Origin of the sequence: Natronorubrum halalkaliphilum, assembly GCF_009834785.1 — an archaeon.
Classification (GTDB): Archaea; Halobacteriota; Halobacteria; order Halobacteriales; family Natrialbaceae; genus Natronorubrum; species Natronorubrum halalkaliphilum.
In genome coordinates this window covers 1-17,590 of sequence record NZ_WUYX01000031.1, presented here as the reverse complement: position 1 = coordinate 17,590, position 17,590 = coordinate 1, and the positions used below count along the sequence as shown (strand labels likewise).

The 17,590-nt window shown below is 64.1% G+C and carries 13 protein-coding genes; 5 read left to right on the top strand and 8 right to left on the bottom strand.

Features of this window, described 5'->3' with window-relative positions; all coding sequences use genetic code 11:
* Window positions 1–200 precede the first annotated feature (200 nt).
* The 4 genes from GS429_RS10775 to GS429_RS10760 form a co-directional block, all read right to left on the bottom strand.
* Entirely contained in the window at window positions 201–914 is a 714-nt protein-coding gene (locus tag GS429_RS10775; protein ID WP_160065366.1) for a helix-turn-helix domain-containing protein, read from the bottom strand.
* Between the two features lie 237 nt (window positions 915–1,151).
* Window positions 1,152–4,478: a bacterio-opsin activator domain-containing protein gene (locus tag GS429_RS10770; RefSeq protein WP_328821349.1), complete on the bottom strand. Its 3,327-nt coding sequence runs from the start codon at window positions 4,476–4,478 to the stop codon at window positions 1,152–1,154.
* 417 nt (window positions 4,479–4,895) lie between these two features.
* A complete protein-coding gene (locus GS429_RS10765) occupies window positions 4,896–5,318 on the bottom strand; it encodes a universal stress protein (RefSeq protein ID WP_160065364.1) in 423 nt (140 codons plus the stop codon).
* A gap of 166 nt (window positions 5,319–5,484) precedes the next feature.
* Window positions 5,485–6,594, bottom strand: coding sequence for a DUF354 domain-containing protein (locus tag GS429_RS10760; RefSeq protein WP_160065363.1), 1,110 nt, complete (start codon window positions 6,592–6,594; stop codon window positions 5,485–5,487).
* Window positions 6,595–7,015: 421 nt separating this feature from the next.
* On the opposite strand from GS429_RS10760, the gene GS429_RS10755 reads away from it, so the two are divergent.
* Complete coding sequence (locus tag GS429_RS10755; RefSeq protein ID WP_160065362.1) at window positions 7,016–7,996, top strand: glycosyltransferase; 981 nt, start codon at window positions 7,016–7,018, stop codon at window positions 7,994–7,996.
* 201 nt (window positions 7,997–8,197) lie between these two features.
* Here the strand turns inward: GS429_RS10755 and GS429_RS10750 are convergent, their stop codons facing one another.
* From GS429_RS10750 to GS429_RS10735, 4 genes are all read right to left on the bottom strand, one after another.
* Window positions 8,198–9,181 carry an NAD-dependent epimerase/dehydratase family protein gene (locus GS429_RS10750; protein WP_160065361.1) on the bottom strand — a complete coding sequence of 328 codons (984 nt, stop codon included), beginning with the start codon at window positions 9,179–9,181 and terminating at the stop codon, window positions 8,198–8,200.
* Entirely contained in the window at window positions 9,178–10,125 is a 948-nt protein-coding gene (locus tag GS429_RS10745; RefSeq protein ID WP_328821348.1) for a DUF362 domain-containing protein, read from the bottom strand. Before GS429_RS10745 ends, GS429_RS10750 begins: the two co-directional genes overlap by 4 nt.
* Complete coding sequence (locus tag GS429_RS10740) at window positions 10,122–11,225, bottom strand: Gfo/Idh/MocA family protein (RefSeq protein WP_160065360.1); 1,104 nt, start codon at window positions 11,223–11,225, stop codon at window positions 10,122–10,124. Before GS429_RS10740 ends, GS429_RS10745 begins: the two co-directional genes overlap by 4 nt.
* Before the next feature lie 111 nt (window positions 11,226–11,336).
* Entirely contained in the window at window positions 11,337–12,290 is a 954-nt protein-coding gene (locus GS429_RS10735; RefSeq protein WP_328821347.1) for a polysaccharide deacetylase family protein, read from the bottom strand.
* A 287-nt stretch (window positions 12,291–12,577) separates the two neighbouring features.
* Between GS429_RS10735 and GS429_RS10730 the strand changes: the two genes are divergently transcribed.
* The 4 genes from GS429_RS10730 (at window position 12,578) to GS429_RS10715 (ending at window position 17,440) form a co-directional block, all read left to right on the top strand.
* Window positions 12,578–14,170, top strand: coding sequence for an alkaline phosphatase family protein (locus tag GS429_RS10730; protein ID WP_160065359.1), 1,593 nt, complete (start codon window positions 12,578–12,580; stop codon window positions 14,168–14,170).
* Between the two features lie 271 nt (window positions 14,171–14,441).
* Window positions 14,442–15,686 carry a GNAT family N-acetyltransferase gene (locus GS429_RS10725; protein WP_160065358.1) on the top strand — a complete coding sequence of 415 codons (1,245 nt, stop codon included), beginning with the start codon at window positions 14,442–14,444 and terminating at the stop codon, window positions 15,684–15,686.
* Between the two features lie 28 nt (window positions 15,687–15,714).
* Window positions 15,715–16,917 carry a carboxylate--amine ligase gene (locus tag GS429_RS10720; protein ID WP_160065357.1) on the top strand — a complete coding sequence of 401 codons (1,203 nt, stop codon included), beginning with the start codon at window positions 15,715–15,717 and terminating at the stop codon, window positions 16,915–16,917.
* A 193-nt stretch (window positions 16,918–17,110) separates the two neighbouring features.
* On the top strand, window positions 17,111–17,440 hold the full coding sequence (locus tag GS429_RS10715; RefSeq protein WP_160065356.1) for a hypothetical protein: 330 nt from the start codon (window positions 17,111–17,113) through the stop codon (window positions 17,438–17,440).
* The last annotated feature ends 150 nt before the right edge of the window (window positions 17,441–17,590 follow it).

Sequence of the window (17,590 nt, the reverse complement as noted above, 5' to 3'; positions counted from 1 at the left end):
CTGTGGTGCGACGAATTTCGTCTTTTGTTCCCGACGAACGTACGGTAGCGTGGCTCTTGCCCACAACCAGATATCCACTGGAAATTAGAATTGCTGTTGCAGGTGCCGGTCGCTCGAGCGTCTCGAGTCAAATTCACCACATGGGCGTACGACACCGTCGAGCAGGCGGATCGATACCGCCGATCAGCCGACCGGCGCGATCAGCACAACTTCGAGGCGCAGAGTTCGCCGATCGCTCGACGAAGCCGCTGGGAAACCGCCGACTTCGAAACGCCGAGTCGGTCCGCCAGTTCGTCCTGGGAGATGCCTCGCGGAACGTCGAAGTACCCCTCCTCGTGGGCGACGGCGAGCAGTTCCTGTTGTTTCTCGGTTAGTGCGACGACGCCGTCGTCCTCGTCGTCGGAAACCCGTAGGTGGTCGACCGTGACCGAAATGTCTCGCTCGCGGCAGTACTCGTTGAACGCGACGAGATCGTCCCGGCTGGGGAACTGCAACTGGACGAGCCAGCCGTCCCGCGAACTCGAGAGGTCGAGCAGGCGACCGCCGACCTCGGCCGTCTTCGCGATGAACGTCTCCGCTCGCTCGGTGAGGGCGACCCGATAGACGCGCCGGTCGGGATAGCGATCGGCGAGGACCGGATCCGCGACCGTCGGGTCCGTCTCGAGAGCGGCTTCGAAGCCGTCGAAGTCGTCGCCGTAGACGGTACAGAAAACGAGCGTTCGGCCCGTTCCGATGGTCGTCCAGTACTCGGGTTCGACGGTGACGTCGGGTGCCCGACGCAGGGTCGGCTGCAAGAAGAGAGCGGTGTTATCGAGACGAAGCTGTGCGACGATGCCACCCTCCGCCTGCGATCGGATGCTGGTTCGTTCGCCGTCGTAATTCGCAATGTCGATGCTCACAGGTCGATCCGCCATCCGGATGGATGACCGTCGTAATTCCTCGTTACCGCGAACTCGCTCATTGCAAACCAAATTCGACTGCGACTACATCATCGTAGACGCTATACACGGAACGACGGCGAAAATAAGGGGCTATACCTATTCACGCGTCGTTTCACCGGACTGTCGATAGCGGAAAGAAACAGCGTATTACCGTCGATTTCGAGATCGGATCCCGTAGTAAGCATCAAATACTCGAGACAGTTGCGCCGTTCAGTTCTCGTTGCTGTCGGTTCGCTCGTCGAACAGCAACTCAAACAGCTTGTGCTGGGCGACCCGCAGGTGGCGGCTGAACGTCGGCTGTGAGACGCCGATCGAGTCGGCGATTTCCTCGCCGGTGCTCTCGCGGGGCCACTCGAAGAACCCGCCGTAGTACGCCGTCTCCAGGGTTCGAAACTGTCGCTCCGAGAGGCGACCGCGAAGTTCGGCATCGAACGCGCGGCCGTTCCGAGCGGATCGGTCGCGTTCGCGACGGGCAACCAGTTCCGTACCGGGATGGGTTCGCCGGATCGTGCGGACGAACGACCGAACGTCGACGGTACTCGAGAGTTCGACGACGAGTCGGGCACGGTCGTCAACCGGCGTAATCGACCGCAAGATCCCGCCGTGGTCCGCGAGCGTCTCCGCGACGGTCGATTCGGAGAAGACGAGTTCGAGCACCGAATCCGCCGCGCGCTCGCCGACGAGCCGTCCCGATTCGATCGACGGCTGCGATTCGAGGGCGGCGTCGATCGCGTCCTCGCCGACGTCCGGGGCGGTACAGAACACCGTCGACCCGCTCGACGAACGGGGAACGACGGCCTGGACGTCGAGTTTCCGGTCCAACCGACGGGCGATCGACGACAGCGGCTCGTCGCCGTCTCGGAGGACGATCTCGAGTTCGGTGATGCGATCGGAGAGCAACGCGCGTTTCCGTTCGACCGCGGCAATCGCGTAGCTCGCGACCGCCGCGAGATGGGTACACGCCCGTCGCGTGGCGTCGTCGAACGCCGATGGCTGATCCGCATAGAGGGTGAGCGTCCCGTACTGCAGACTGTCGGTACCCAGCGGGACGCTCAGGACGGATCGAAACCCGCGCTCGATCGCGCGACGTCGCCACTTCTGGTCGCGGTCGGGGTCGTGCGTCCCCTCATGACGCGGGATATCATCGAGCACCGTCGGCTCGCGTCTCGCAACAGCGGTCGCCGTCGGATGAGGCTGTACACCATCGGCAGCCGTCGAAAGCGAAACCGCAGTCGAGTCGAGGAACTCGCCGTCTCGGCCCGCCCAGGCGTTCGGGACGACTCGGTCGGAACCGGTATCGACGTGGCCGACCCAGGCCAGTTCGATCGAACCGGCCGTTCCGACGGGCTCGAGCGAGACGAGCGCATCACAGAGTCGCTGCTCGATGTCGACGCGGGTGTCGCCGGCGAGCAGCGTCCGCTCGATTTCGCACAGGCGCCGACATTGGGCGACGACGGACTCGAGGCGGTCGATATCGGCTTCGTACGTCCGAATTGCCGACCCTCGCTCGAGTGCGTCGAGCGTCGTCGACGCGGCCCCGACGACGACCTCGAGGGGCGTCCGATCGAGCCCCTCGAACGCCATCGGCTCGGTGCTGGTCGCGAGCAGGAGGCCGTGGTCGGCGACCGGAACGACGAGGACTCGTTCCGCACGGATGCCGGACCGAGCGAGTGCGGGATCGAGCGCGGATCGGTCGAAGACGGTTCCTTGGCCGACAGCAGCATCAGCGTCGGCGTCGGCGTCGGTGTCTGAGTCTGTGTCTGTGTCTGTGTCTGTGTCTGTGTCTGTGTCTGTGTCTGTGTTGGCTCCAGTACTGGTGTCGGTGTCCGAATCCGTCTTCCCCCCGGTCTCGAGACGCTCGAGCAAGTCGATTTCTGTTCGATCGATCGACGGCAGTTCGACCGGGGGTGTCGAGAGGGCCGTCGCGACCGCTGCCGGCCTGAGTGCGTCCTCGTCGACGAGATACCAGCCGACGAGATCGGCGTCGGTACAGGCGAGTGCCGCGTCGACGACGGACTGACGAACGGCGGGGCGGGTTTCGGCGTCGCGGAGCGTCGCGACCGTCTCGCGGACGGTCGACAGCGCGGCGGCCGGCGACCGATCCCTGTCGCGAACGACACAGAGGGTTCGATCGTCACCGGACAGCGGCGTGACGAACACGTCGACGGGACAGGAGTCGTCTCCGGCGACGAGCGTCCCCGAGACCGGTTCCATCCACCTGACGACCGGAGCGTCCGCTCGCTCGCGGATCGCTGCCGTCAGATCGTCGTCGAACACCGTCTCCAGTTCGCGGCCGACGAGCGTCTCCGCCCCGGTCAGGTCGAACAGCGCAGTGTTGGCGAACCGAATCGTCGATCCCTCGAGGACGGCGAGGCCGTCGTCGAGCGCGTCGACGATCGACTCGAGAAGATCGAACCGCTCCCGGTCGGCGGCGCCGGGTACGCCGTCACCGATCTCGCGTGCGGACACGGTGATCCCGTCTTCGCCGGGACGAACGGAGACCGCGAACCGCGTCTCGAGCGCCGGGTACGCCGTCTCGAACTCGACGGCGCTATCGGTCGTCCGAGCCTCGAGAAACCGTTCGGAGAACGTCCCGCGAACGGTATCGTCGAGGAGGTCCCAGACGACCGCTCCGGGCTCGACAGCCCCGTCGTCCGCGACGAAGAGGCGGTCGGCAGCCGCGTTCGCGTAGCGAAGCTCCCACTGCGGACCGAGCGTGAAAACCGGTTGTCCGAGCCGATCGAGCGCCGTCCGAACGCCGTCCGTGTCAGCGGCGGGCGCGGTCGAGAACGTGACCACGACGCCCTCGACGAGCGGATCCGTGAGCCGATTGGTGACGGTGAGTTCGTACACGTGCCAGGCGCCGTCGCCGTGTCCGATCCGCACGGAAACGTCCTCGCTCGTCCCGACCGCGGCCGTCGATACCGTCGAGACCGTCTCTCGAGCCGTTTCGCGGTCGTCCGGATGAACGAGCTGGGTTAGCGGCGTCCGCTCGAGTTCGTCCGGCGTATACCCCATTCGCGATTCGACGGCCGAACTCGCGTACTCGACGATCCCCGTTCCATCGAGCACCCAGACCAGCGCGTCGGAGCGCTCGAGGATCGTCCGGCTGCGTCGTTCCGATTCGGCGACGAGGCGGTAGCGTTCGGCCGCGTTTCGGACCCGGACGGCGACGAGCGATCGCGGATCGTCGGCGTCGACGACGTCAGTCGCTCCCGACTCGAGTGCGGTGTCGATCGCCGCCTCATTCACCGGTCGCTCGCCCGTCACGGCGACGATCGGAAGCTCGTCGTCTCGCTCCCGGAACCGCTCGAGGACCGACGAATCGCCCCCCGGTCCCTCGAGCGGGCAGACGACGCAGTGGATATCGAGCTGTGCGAGCCGCCCGATGGCGCTCGAGACGGTTCGTTCCCTGACGAGCGAGATCGATTCGAACGACGCGGACAGCGCGTCCATCGCGCCGTCGATCGTCCGGGAGTCGCCGACGACGAGCACCCGAAGAACGTCGCCGACGACGGTCGCGCGTTCGTCGCTCACCGATGGGTCACCTCCGTCGGCGACGGCTGGACGGGCGGTCCGCATCGCGGCGAGGGGTCTGCCGCCCGGGATCGTCGTGATCGCCGGTCAGTCGCCTCGCGTCGTGGTGGCCGGCGAGTCACCCCCGCTCGTGGCAACTGCCAGTCGCCCGGCTGCTCGAGCCGCGGTGAGGACACCGGCTGCCAGCCCGCTCGATCAGTTGCGACTCGATCGAGGGGCAGTACAACCCGAACGGTCACGATAGCAGGTCGTTGCGAGCCACGAGGGTTAATTATCGATCGCGTATCCGCGAGTAGTACAGTATTACGCCGAAAGCGACACGACCGCGCGACAAACGGGACAACGGCCGTTCTGAGGGGCCGACACCGTCGGCATGTTCCGAACGGGAACACCGTCGAAAGCAGCCGAAGAGCGTTGCTAGGTCTGGTCTCGGACCGTAACGACCGGCACCGGTGCGTTCCGAACCACCTCTTCGGCGACGCTGCCGACGACCAGATGATCGAGGCCGGTCCGCCCGTGGGTCCCCATGACGATCAGATCGATCGCGTTCGTCTCGGCAACGTCGACGATCTCCTCCTGGGCGACGCCGTGACGGACGGTCGTCGTCGTCTCGATTCCTTCCTGAGAGACGGCCCGTTCGGCCTCCTCGACCGCCTGAACGGCCTCGTCTTCCGGGTCCGAACGCATCTGGTCGCGCTTTTCGGAGCTGTGTGGCCCCTCCTCGGACACCGATACGATGTGTACCGTTGCACCGAGACTATCAGCCAGCCCGATCGCGTGTTTCGTCGCCTGGCGAGCGCCCTCGTTCCCGTCCGTCGCGAGCAACAGATCCTGATACATTGCGTACCTCCAGCCTCAACGAACAGCGGGATACAAACCGTACTTGCTAGTGCCGGCAGTCGTGACTCACAGTCGAACTGTCAGAACTCGCTATGGCCGCTCGAAAAAATGGTGCCCTCCTCGAGCAGCAGAGACGGTACCGAAGGCGATGCTGGAGCCTCCGGCCCTACAGTTGCGCTTGCTCCGGTCGTTTGCGTTGTAACGTCTGTCGGGTCGACGAACTGAGGCGGTCGATAGCGCCGCGAGATTCGGCCACGTCGACCAGCAGATCCGACAGGTTCACCAGGTCGCTGACGTACTCCTGTCGGCGCTGTTGCCAGCGAGCGGGTACGTCGTCGTCCGTGAGAATCTCGAGCGAGCGATCGCGAACCGCGGCGTACTCGTCGAACTGCTCGGCGAGTCCGGCTCGCTCGAGTTCCTGGAACTCCCCGTATTCGCGGTCGTCGGTGCCGCGATACCGGAACGCGGGCGTTCCCAACAGCGCCGCTTCGGTGGCCATCGTTCCCGTGTCCGCGACCAACAGCGACGCCTCGGCCATCGCGTCGTGGATCAGGGCGGGGTGAAGCTCGTACGGACGGGCGGGCAGGTCCCGGAAGTCCATCTCGTCGCCCTCGTCCGAGACGAAGACGGTCGCGTGTTCGCTCAGCCGTTCGACCAGGTCGCGACGCTGGTGGGGCTTGAATCCTTCCAGATCGGTGTCGTGGAAGGCGTCGAGGGCATTGAAGCGGACGAGGATGTACTGTTCGTCCGGCTCGACGCCGAGGAACTCGCGGACGTTCGCGTCCCGCTCGAACACCTCGGGGTGGAGATACGCACACTCTTTGAAGCCGTCGAACGTGTAGTGATCGTCCCCGAGATCGCGGCGGGTGACTCGGGGCGAGAGAATACAGTTCGCGAAGGGCCGGGAGATCGTGTGGTTGAACGCAGTCGGCTCGTCGTCGAGGACGAGTACGACCGGTGTTCGCGTGAGCGTGCCCGCGTAGGCGGCGTACGGGCCCCGACCGAAGATGACGTCCGGGTCGAAGCGACGCGCCTCGCGACCGATCGTGAAGAACTGCCCGCCGAGTTCGCGGGCGAACTTGAGCTTCGAGTAGCGGTCGGTCCCGTGCTCACCGTACACTCGATAGGGCATGCCGTAGAAATCCAGTAGGTCCGTCGTACAGGCGTACTCTCGAGTCAGGACGAGCACGTCGTGTCCCGCGTCTTCGAGGCGGTCGACGGCGTGTCGATACAGATGAACGTGTGCCGGCGTGTTCGCAAGGACGAGGATCCGCATCGGTACAGCGTAACCGAGATCGACCCTTTGTAATACCACAACTACTCGATTTCGGGGTTCGTTGGGGTCACGCGCCGAATCGACGCGATCGCGTAGCGCCCGAATACAGCTGAGAGAACTCCGAATCGAGCAGATACCGAAATCCAGGTCCGCGATCGACGGGCGCAGTGGCCGGATACCGTTTCGTTACCATCCGAATAGCGAGCCGATATCGGCCGGACAGATGGCCGAGACACCGTTACAGACTACTTTTGGATTCCGAACCGACGTACACGAGTACGTGAAGAAAACTCGAATCGCGATGCGCCTCGCGTTTTCGTTTCCGATCTCGAGAATGTGTATTCTCGGCCTGAAGGGCACTGTAGCGTCGCTGTTCGCCATATAACAATACACTGCGGACTGCTGATTTCGGCCAATCGGAATGCACGTCCTCACGCTCACGGCGAACGCCGACGCACCGTTCATGAACCAGCAGATGGCCGAACTCGAGCGCCGGGGCGTTTCGTTTACCACGCTGCCGATTTCGGGCGAGGTCGCCGCCGATACCTCCCGCGGGCCGACCGACTACCTCAAGACGGTTCCGAAGGTGCTCGCGGAATCGACGAACGGGTACGACCTGATCCACGCCCACTACGGGCTGACGGCACCCATGGCGCTCGCACAGCTGCGGACGCCGGTGGTGCTGTCCCTGTGGGGATCGGACGTACACGGACCCGTCAAGCCGATCAGCAGCGCGTGTGCGCCCCTGTGTGAGGAAGTCGTCGTCATGTCCGAGGAGATGCGCGAGGTTCTCGGGCGGGATTGCCGGGTGATCCCCGACGGCGTCGACCTCGAGACGTTCCGGCCGGAATCTCAGAATCGCGCGCGCGAGAAGGTTGGCTGGGACGACGTCGACGACGCCTATCAGGTGTTGTTCCCGTACTCGCCCGACCGGACGGTCAAGAACTACCCGCGAGCGAAGCGAGTGGTCAGTGCGGCGGATAATTTGCTCGATCGGCCGGTCGAACTCCGGACCGTCTCGGGCGTCGCTCACGACGCGGTGCCGGACTACATGAACGCCGCGGACGCCCTCCTTCTGACCTCCGACAGCGAGGGGTCGCCCAACTCGGTGAAGGAGGCGATGGCCTGCAACCTGCCCGTGGTCGCCCTCGACGTCGGCGACGTTCGAGAACGATTGAGCGGCGTCTTCCCCTCTCGAGTCGCGACCGACGACGAGGAACTGATCGTCGGCCTGATGGACGTGCTCAAACGCGGGGAGCGATCGAACGGTCGCGAGGCCGCCGAAGAAGTCAGTATCGAACGCACGGCGGACCAGATGCTCGAGATCTACGAGCGGGTTGCGGGCGAAACGGAACAGCGTGTACGGGATCCGCCGCAACTCGAGTCCTCTACTCCCGACTAACGCCGCGAACATCTTTCGGGGACTCGTAGCGCTCTGACCTCCAACCGCTTTCTGAAGACTCTCGAGCGATTGCAGATTCGTGGACTGGCCGGCGGCCCTTCTGAATATTTGGAGAAAACGCCTCGGTGAAGAACGATCTGAATTTTCGAGTGCGCAAGTCCCCACACTCTCCATCCCCGGCCACGAATCGAAAGCCGACGACTACCGTACGTCCTCCCGATACCACTCCATCGTCTCCGGCAGGTGGGCCTCGATGGGCTGGTACTCGTACCCCAGTTGGGACTCGGCCTTTCTCGAGGTGTAAAACAGCCGCTGGGTCGCGAGCTGTGCCATCTGGCGGTCGAACGGAAACATGCGGACGCCGGCGACGGCGCTGGCGGCTTCGGCGACCGGACCAGCGGCGTGGATCGCCGTAGCCGGGACGCGGATCCGCGCCGGCGAGCCGTCGACGGTGTGCGCGATCCGCGAGACCGCCTGATTGTACGTGAGGTTCTCGCCGCCGAGGATGTAGTGCTCGCCGGTCTCGCCGCGTTCGGCCGCCAGCAGCAGGCCGTCGACGACGTCGGAGACCCCGACGATGCTCAGCCCGCCCGGGAGGTAGGCCGGCATGGTCGGCTCGAGACCCATCGAGAGCAACTGAACGGTGAACTCCCCGTCGCCGGGACCGAAGATCGAGGTCGGGTGGACGGTGACGGCGTCGCCGTCCGTTTCGGCGTACTGATCGACCAGATCCTCCGCCTGGGCCTTCGACGACTGGTAGGCCCCGATCGGTTCGGCGACGTCCGTCTCGTCGGCGAATTCGGCGTCGCCGGAGGGGCGACGCGTCCCGGACGTGCTGGTGAAGACGAGTCGCCCGGTCTCGCAGTCGCGACACGCCTCGAGTACGCGCTCGGTTCCGTCGACGTTGACGCGTTCGACGGTCTCCGGGCCGGCGCTCCAGAGACCGATCCCGGCGAGGTGAAAGACCACGTCGGCCCCGTCGACCAGCGAGCGAAGCGTCTCGTCGTCGAAGAGGTCGCCGACGTACCAGTCGATAGCCTCGCCCTCGAGGTCGCCGCGATCCGAGGTCGGTCGACTGAGTCCGCGGACCGCCCACCCGTCCTCGAGCAGGCGCTTACAGAGGTGGGTCCCAAGAAAGCCCGTTGCCCCGGTGACGGCCGCGGTCTTCGCGTTCGTCCCGGTCATCGTCGACTCTCGAGTTGTGGTGGGACGGCGTCGCCGGCCACCGCGGCGTAGACGCTGTAGGCGACCGAGACGGCCGGGTGGGTGTCGTCCGGCGGCGGCAACTCGCCGTCGGGAAGCCGATTCCGAAGGGCCTCGAGATCGACGTCGCTGCCGGCACCCGTACCGCCCTCGACCGTGACCGGCGTTTCGTCGTCGCCAAGCGCGTATCGCAAGGCGTCGTCCTCCTCGAGGGAGTACTCGAGCAGCGACGACGCGACGGCGTCGACGCCCGGCGTCGGCCCCGTTAACAGGGTGTCCGCGGCGAGCGGATCCCCGCTGTAGGCGGTGACGGCGTCGAGGACGGTCAGTGCGGGTTCGATAGCACGCGTGGCAGCGACGGCGGTCAGATCGGGATCGGTGGTCCCGTCCCCGTGAACAACGTTCTCGAGGGTTCGCATGCCGCCCGCGACCGTCCCGTGTTCGGTCGGCCGCAGCGTCGGGACGACGACGACGGTGCTTTCGGCGAGGCGGTCGGGAACCGAGACCGTGACCGTTCGATCGTCGACGGTCGCGGTGGTCTCCCGGCGGGAGTCCGTCGCTAAATCGACGAGGTCGACGTCGAACCGCTCGAGCAGGTCGGGGTAGCCCAGGTACTCGGCCGTGCGATCGAACGCGATGCGGTCGTCGCTCGCTCCGGCGACGGCGATCTCCGCCTTCGTCCAGCCGGCGAGGTGGCTGGCGATCGACCCGACGACGGCGGGGTCGGTCACCATACCCGACGACGGATGGAACGGGTAGTGGGCGTCGGGAACGAGCGTGATTCGATCGGCGGCCGTCAGCGACCCGGCGTGTGGCTCGAGGACGGAACGCACCGGCGACTCGAGCGTCGCCAGTCGCGTCTCGACGGTGGGGGACCAGCCCCCTCGTCGCTCGGAGGCGTCCACGCCGGTAGCGCGAACGTTCACGGCATCACCTCCGGCGCTTCGAGTTCGTCGCGCTCGCTTTCCGCGGCCAGTTCGTACGCGGTTTCGGCGAGTTCGATCGTCCGTCGGCCGTCGGCGCCGTCGACCGGCGGCGTCTCGTCGTTGCGAATCGCGTCACAGAAGTCCTCGAGCGCGTCGTAGTGGGCCTGCAGGTAGAACGTCGGGCCGAATACGTCCGGTTCGTCGCTCGTAAATCGGCTCGCGACGTTCGTCAGCGCGGACTTGGCCGCGCTCGCGTAGAAGTTTCCGGGCAGATGATCCTGGTTGCTGATCGTCCCCGTAACGCCCTCCAATCGCAGTCGCGTGTTGACCTCGGGGAGTTGTTCCCACTGGTAGGTGCCACAGTGGAGCGTGATCGTCGTCTCCGTCTCCGGCGCTCGAAGGAGGACCGTCGAGGCGTCTTCGGCCGGAATGTCGAGCGTCTGTCCCATCGTCGCATCCCGAACCTCGAGATCGCCGAACAGCCACTCGAGGACGTCGAAACAGTGGACGCCGAGTTCGACCAGCGAGCCGCCGCCCGCGGCGTCGGGGTCCATCGGCCACTCCGGCGGTGCCGCGTCGGCGGGCGGCTTGCCAAGCGGGTGGTCGTTGAGTCGGGTGATCGAAGCGTACGGGACGTGTCCGACGCTTCCGTCCTCGTACTCGCCTTTGACTCCCGCCATATCGGGCTGGTAGCGAAGCGTATGATCGACGCCGACGGCGATCCCCGCCTCCCGAGCCGTCTCGAGCATTTCGTCGGCCTCCTCGGTCGAGCGGGCGAGGGGTTTCTCGACGAACACGTCGACGCCGGCCTCGGCCGCCCGCTCGACGGCGTCCGCGTGGAGAAACGGCGGAAGCGCAACGACCGCCGCGTCGAGGTCTTCGGCGTCCAGCAGCGTCGTGTAATCGTCGTACGTTCGAGACACGCCGGCACGTTCGGCCCGGTCGCGATTTTCCGGGACCGCATCGGCAGCCGCGACGACGTCGACGTCCGGCATCGCGAGTGCCGATTTCAGGTGTACCATGCCGATGTTGCCGACGCCGAGTACGCCGAGTGAAAGCGCACTCGAGTCGGTCCACCGGCCCAGAAGTGTTGGTGGCATCTGTCCGAAAACGGGCGACCAGCAGGCTTTGTTATCGTCGCCATACCCGCGAGCGGACGGAAGTAGCAGGTACCTTCTCTCAATGACCGTGCGGCGAGCCGAAGCCGGCGGTCAGTTCCAGGTCGCTTTCGCCTGCGTGTCGGCACTGTTCGAGGCGCCGTCGACCCCGCGCGAACGCCGGACGCGTTGGGCGACGTCGGCCATCGTTTCGACGGTGAGATCGGTCTCCGATCGGCGGCGCTCGAGGTACGACAGGATCGCGCGCATGCGACGGTCATCGCGCTCGCTCGTCAGGTTGTTCGGGTGAAGCCACATGTGAAAGACCCCGTCCGAGCGGGCCGCCTGGTCGATGCCCCGACGAGCCAGTTCGAGCATGGGATCAGTCCAGATCGACTCGGCGACGGTTCGTGCCGGACCCTCGAACCCGAAGAGGAACATCGAGGCCGGGACGTTGACCAGTCCGTACTCGTCGACCGTCGGCTCGACTACCATCGATCGATCGCGAATCGTCGAGTCGAAGACGCCCCGAACGCCGTCGCGGGTCGGCGACTGCCCCCGATACGCCGAGACGTCGTACTCGGCCAGCACGTCCCGGTGGCCCACGTCGTTTCGCGGATAGACGAACGAGTCGATGCGCTGGCCCCAGTCGGCGGCGATCTCGGTACTGCGCTCGAGTTCCGCGGTCGCGAGTTCGTGGTCCGTCTCCGCGTCCCCGAACAGAACGTGTGAAAACGAGTGGCTGGCGAACTCGTGATCGGCGTCCGCCTCGAGAATCCCCTCGACGAGCTCCCGGCCGAAGCGCAGATCCTCGCGGTCGGCCCACTCCTCACGTTCGCGTTCGAACCAACCCTCGGGAGCGGGGTGGTCGGCGTGCGTTCCGTCGCAGGAGTCGAGCATGAGGTGGCCGACGACGGCCCACGTCGCGGGGACGTCGAATTCGTCGAGCAACTCGAGCATCACGTTCCAGCCCCGACGGCCGGATTCGACCCGTTCGGCAGGTGGATCCGCGAGGTCGTGAAACCCCCAGCCGAGTTCGGCGTCGAGCGAGCAAACGACGCTACCCACGAAACCCACCACCGGCTAGTACCCGTTGAACACGTCTCATACGGAATTGCTATCCAACAGACGGTTTTGTTATGGATTGCCTGTATGGTTGATAACTTCCGTAACCCTGCGTGTACGGGCACCGATATTACGGTTCGCACAGTCTCTCACGACGCCGTCGTGTTCTACGGTACACCGATCGAATCAGCCAATTATCGTCGGACGAATCCGTGAAATCTCCCCATAACAAAGCCCGCATCCCGTTATCTGCAGGACAGCAGGCGTCTCTGACGTCTCAATATACAATCATGAGCAGGTCTTCCCCGACATCCGAGCGCGCATTTGTGCTCGGATTCGACGGCGTACCGTGGAGACTCATCGAACAATGGAGCGAGGAGGGCGAACTCCCGAATTTCGCCCAACTTCGCGAGGACGGCGCATCCGGGTCCCTCGAGAGTACGACACCCGCGACGACGCCACTCGCGTGGCCGTCGATTGCGACGGGCGTCTGGCCGGACAAACACGGCCTCTACGGATTCCAGAATCTCTCGTCGGGGTACTCCCACGAGATGTACACCAGCCAGGACGTTCAGCAGCCGACCCTCTGGGAGCAGGTCTCGCCCGCTCACGTCGGCAACGTCCCGATGTCCTACCCGGCAACGGAGATCGACGGCTCGATGGTCACCGGCATGATGACGCCGTCCACGGAGCGGGAGTACACCCACCCGCCCGAACTCAAAGACGAGATCGAGGCCCGAATTCCCGACTACGATATCAGCCTCGACTACCCCGACTACGCCGACCGCCTCGACGAGTTCGAAGTGGCCGTCGACGACATGCTCGCGGACCGGCGCGAGCTGATGCAACTCCAGATGGACGAGGCCGGCGAGGACTGGCGGCTGTTCTTCTTCGTCTATACCGCCCCGGACCGGTTCCAGCATCTCATCTGGGACATGGATCGGATCCTCGACCACTACAAGAAACTCGACGAGATCCTCGGCGAAGTGATGGCGTATACGGACCGTCACGACGCCGACCTCTACGTCGTCTCCGACCACGGCTTCGGCCCGATCGAGGAACTGGTCTACGTCAACCACTTCCTCGAGCGAGACGGCTACCTCCACCGGGAGGAAGACGACGGCGCTCGCGGCGCACTCGCGAGCCTCGGCATCTCGCGCGATCGCATCACGGACGCCCTCGAGCGGGTCGGTATCTCCGAGGAGATGATCGTCTCGACGCTGCCTCGAGCGCTCGTCGATTCGGTTGCCGAACAGATCCCCGGCGATCACGCGCTCTACGACGTCGACTACGATCGGACCGTCGCGTTCGTTCACGGAGCCGGCTGTCTGTACGTCAACGATACTGAACGGTTCGACAGCGGCGTCGTCGATCCGAATCAGATCCCGGCGATCAAGGACGAACTCACCGACCTGTTCGAATCGGTGACCGACGACGACGGTCAACAGAAGCTTACCGTGTCCGACGGGGACGAACTGTTCCCGACCGACGACGGCTCACCCGATCTGGTCGTCAACGGAAACGGCGTCTACGAGGCGCGCAACGCCCTCACCGGGGAGCCGACCGGTGATACCGGAACGTACGCCGCGAGTCACCGAAGCGAAGGGATCGTCCTCTGTCGCGGCCCGTCGATCGAACCCGGGGCATCGCTTCGCGGCGCGCGAGTCGTCGACATCGCTCCGACCCTTCTTCACGGCATCGGCGAACCCGTCCCCGAAAACGCCGACGGTCGCGTCCTCTTCGATGCGTTCGACGAGGCGGCGACGCCTGCATCGACCAAAGTCGAACGGACCGGCGTTTCGAAAGGCGAGGGCGGCGAGGCCGTCGACGACGACTTCACCGACGTCGAAGATCGACTCAAAGGACTCGGCTACATGGAATAACCGGCAGACTGCCGGGAGCTGAGTGCGAGTTGCGGTCTGTTTTCGACACGCGCTGATACTGTCGGACAGTAGACCGTTCGAGAACGGAGATCCGCATCAGTAGAGTCTCAGTAAGACTGATATAGAGTTGTGACTGAAATCGGATCTGTCCCGTCTATCGGCTGAATTCGGCGTATTCAGGCTCAATATCTTTTGGTGCACGGACTGAAATAGAACTGTCACGTCGACGCGGAGTCGCGTTCACACTCCCCCACGTGGCACTGCCTCGTTCATGAAAGAGCCAACACCGACGTCAACACACTCATCGTGTACGATCCGGCCGTTCGAGCCTGCTGACCGAGCAGCGGTGCTGTCGCTGTACGAAACGGTGTTCGGACGCGAACGGAGCACCGATTGGTTTCGGTGGAAGTACGAAGACAATCCCTACGTCGATCACGTCCCGATTATCGTCGCCGAAATCGACGGTAAACTCGTCGGTTGTCGAGCGTTTTTCGCACAGGAGATGCGGATCAACGGCTCCGAGCGGATCGCATTCCAGCCCTGTGATACGATGGTCCATCCGTCCTACCAGGGACAGGGGTTGTTCGATCGGATGAACGAGTGGGCCCTCGAGCGGTACAGCGATCGCGCGCCGACGTTTTGTTTTAACTTCCCGAACGAGAAGTCCAAGCCGGGGAACCTCAAACACGGCTGGAAAGAGATCGGCACGTTCCCGGTGTACTACCGACCGCAAGACCCCGTCGGGAGCGTAAAGGAGCTGACGTCCGGCGACGGCAACGGCGGCGGGAACGACGACGGATCCACCGGCGGCGCCGACACGAGAACGACCTCCGATGGCGCGAACGGGTCCAACGACGACTCCGCCGTGAACCCACGTCACGATTATCCCCACGGATACGACGACCCGGTCACCGAACCCGAAAGCGGCGGGGTGACAAACGCCATCGCCAAGGTCATCACGAGCTCACACCAGGCCGGTGATCGACTGGTCACCCAGTCCCCGGACGACATGGCCGTCGTCCGGTTCGAAACGCCACCACCGGACGTTCTCGAGACGGTCTATCGACGGTCGGTTCCCGACGGAATCCATACGAATCGGACCGCGGAGTTCTACCGGTGGCGGTTCGAGAACCCGACCCAAACGTACACGACATACGTCGCAACGCGCGACGGCGAGACCCCGCTCGCTGCGCTGGTACTCTCGCGGGTCGACGACCACCTGCGAATCGTCGAGAGCCTCCCCCGAAAAATCGAGTCCGAACGGGAGGCGATCAACCACCTGCTCGTCGCGGCGCTCACCGATAGCCAGGATCGGAACTACGTCACCGCGTTCGGGAAGACGTTACCGACGCCGATTCGGTACCGATTCTATCCCGACACCCGGTTCCCGCTCTCGACGCTCGTCAAACCGACCGCTCGAACGCTTCTCGCACGGGATCTCGGTGACAAAACCGGTCTCGAGGAAAGCGGTACGAGCGACTGGAACCTCTCGAGACTCGATTTAGACACGACATAACATTTCTATTCCACAAGAGAGTGGATGTATGGACACTTCCGCCTGGAACGGAAACGAGTCGGTGGTTGTTCCGGGAATCTCCGCACCGAGTACCGTCGCCTGCGTGAGATCGCTCGGCCGACGTGGCATCCGAACGATTGTGGTCTCGAACGACGATTCGACGCCGGCGTTTCGGTCGAAGTACTGTGACGAGGCAGTGCGCGTGCCGTCGCCACACGACGATCTCGTGGCGTACAAGGACGCGCTACGCTCGCTGGCAATGCGACCGGACGTCCGGACGATTATCCCCGTCCGAGAGCCGGACATCTACGTGCTCTCGAAGTACAGAGACGAGTTCGCGGAGCACGTGAGTACGCCCTGGCCGACGTTCGAAACGTTGGCGCGCGCACAGGATCGGATGCAACTCTTCGAGGCTGCGGATCGAGCGGGCGTCGGCGCACCGGAGACCGCCCTGTTCACGACGCCGCCCGATCAGGAACGCGAGTGGATCGTCAAACCGCGGTATACGATTCTCGGCGACGAGTACGTCGAGGAGTACACGGCGGACACGTGCGTCGCACCACCTTCGACGCGGTATCTCGAGTCGGATCGGGCGATGAGTACCGAGGACGTACACACGGAGATGGAACACGTCCCGCTGCTCCAGGAGTACGTTTCGACCACGGAGGAGTACGGGTTCTTCGCGCTTTACGACGAAGGCGAACCGGTTGCGACGTTCCAGCACCGACAGCGGCGGGGCTACAGCTACGCCGGCGGGCCGAGTTCCTTCCGGGAATCGGTAGACATTCCGGCCCTCGAGGAATCCGGCCTGGCGTTGCTCGACGAACTCGAGTGGAACGGGCTCGCGATGGTCGAGTTCCTGCGCGACGACGAAACGGGCGAGTTCAAACTCATGGAAGTCAACCCGCGCTTCTGGTCTTCCCTGCCGTTTTCGGTACAGACCGGTGCGGACTTCCCGTACTACTACTGGCTGCTGGCAAACGGCATGAAAGACCGAATCGAACACGAGTACCAGCCGGGGATCGGCGGACACCTCCTCCGCGGTGAACTGCTGTATCTCCACTCGGTGCTCACCAAGGATATCGATCTCGTCGAGAAGCCATCGATGACCAAAGCGGTGAGCGACGTCGCGAAATCGATCTACGACCAGCCCCGCTTCGACTATCTCAGTCGCGACGATATGGGGCCGTTCGTTCGCGACCTCATGAACACGGTCTCGACGCTCCGCTGAGCGGCCGAGACAGCGACGTATTTTGGCGTTCTCTGCCGTGTGACGGTCACGCACGACCGTTTTAGCTATCCAATAATCGTCAGTTCACAGGCGAGTGTTACTCGTCAGTCAGTATCCGACTCGCTGTATTTCTCGAATAGCTACCATTTATTCGACAAGAAAGCTTATACCGAGATACTCGGGTTACCAAAGTATGGCACGTGACACTCCGGTACAGAACCAAACTGCCACGACTGAAGCTGAACCGCTCCCAAACCTCGTAACGATCATCGGTCGAGGGGTCCCCTCGAGTTTCGAAATCGTCGTTGACGGCGACATCGAAATGGTTGCAGAAGACCCCGTCGAGGAAGCGACCATCGTCTCGGGCAGCGTCGCGGAGGGTACGATCGACGTCGGCGTCCAGCGATTCCGATTCGACGGCCAAGTGACGAACGTTCACGTCGTCGACTGGAACGGCGTCGCAGCGCCCGACTCCGCGAGCGTCCCGAACGTCCACGTCGATTACGGCGTTCCTGAGCGATAATCGGCCCCGTCGTCCGAAGCGATCATCTTCCTGATACAGAAAATAGCGCATACCCGCGTCTTTAGGCCTGTCTCTTACCCATAAGTCTCAGGAGCGCAGTTCGTATCCCTCTACCCAGGTCTGAAGTTTCTTGAGGCCTTTCCACATCGT

What these genes read in the sequence shown, in the direction of transcription:
- GS429_RS10775 (WP_160065366.1), bottom strand. Translation starts at nt 914, where the DNA reads ATGGCGGATCGACCTGTGAGCATCGACATTGCGAATTACGACGGCGAA.
- GS429_RS10765 (WP_160065364.1), bottom strand. Translation starts at nt 5,318, where the DNA reads ATGTATCAGGATCTGTTGCTCGCGACGGACGGGAACGAGGGCGCTCGC.
- GS429_RS10760 (WP_160065363.1), bottom strand. Translation starts at nt 6,594, where the DNA reads ATGCGGATCCTCGTCCTTGCGAACACGCCGGCACACGTTCATCTGTAT.
- GS429_RS10755 (WP_160065362.1), top strand. Translation starts at nt 7,016, where the DNA reads ATGCACGTCCTCACGCTCACGGCGAACGCCGACGCACCGTTCATGAAC.
- GS429_RS10750 (WP_160065361.1), bottom strand. Translation starts at nt 9,181, where the DNA reads ATGACCGGGACGAACGCGAAGACCGCGGCCGTCACCGGGGCAACGGGC.
- GS429_RS10740 (WP_160065360.1), bottom strand. Translation starts at nt 11,225, where the DNA reads ATGCCACCAACACTTCTGGGCCGGTGGACCGACTCGAGTGCGCTTTCA.
- GS429_RS10730 (WP_160065359.1), top strand. Translation starts at nt 12,578, where the DNA reads ATGAGCAGGTCTTCCCCGACATCCGAGCGCGCATTTGTGCTCGGATTC.
- GS429_RS10725 (WP_160065358.1), top strand. Translation starts at nt 14,442, where the DNA reads ATGAAAGAGCCAACACCGACGTCAACACACTCATCGTGTACGATCCGG.
- GS429_RS10720 (WP_160065357.1), top strand. Translation starts at nt 15,715, where the DNA reads ATGGACACTTCCGCCTGGAACGGAAACGAGTCGGTGGTTGTTCCGGGA.
- GS429_RS10715 (WP_160065356.1), top strand. Translation starts at nt 17,111, where the DNA reads ATGGCACGTGACACTCCGGTACAGAACCAAACTGCCACGACTGAAGCT.